General features: G+C 63.9%; 1 protein-coding gene. It reads right to left on the minus strand.

Annotated features, from left to right (window positions below):
- Positions 1-252, minus strand: a 252-nt coding sequence (locus tag SB725_RS32710; protein ID WP_410923639.1) for an MFS transporter, incomplete at both ends; no start/stop codon positions are given.

Consider the following 252-nt stretch of genomic DNA (forward strand, 5'->3'; position numbering starts at 1 on the left):
CGGTGCGCGAAGCGGCATGCGGGCATCTCGTCACCGAAATCTGAAGCGCCAACCTCCCGCATAACGAGCACGCTGGCAACCAGGCAAGTCGCGGCGAGACAGGCGAACGAGGCTCTCCAGCCCGCTGCATCAGCGAGCAACGCTCCCAGCCATTGGCCCGCAATCATTCCGAAGACCGTGGCGCCGAGCAGACGTGCCAGAATTTCCTGACGCCGCTCGTACGGCACGGTGTCACCAATCCACGCCATGGTT

The organism is Pseudomonas sp. SIMBA_041 (assembly GCF_046535095.1).
GTDB lineage: Bacteria > Pseudomonadota > Gammaproteobacteria > Pseudomonadales > Pseudomonadaceae > Aquipseudomonas > Aquipseudomonas mucoides.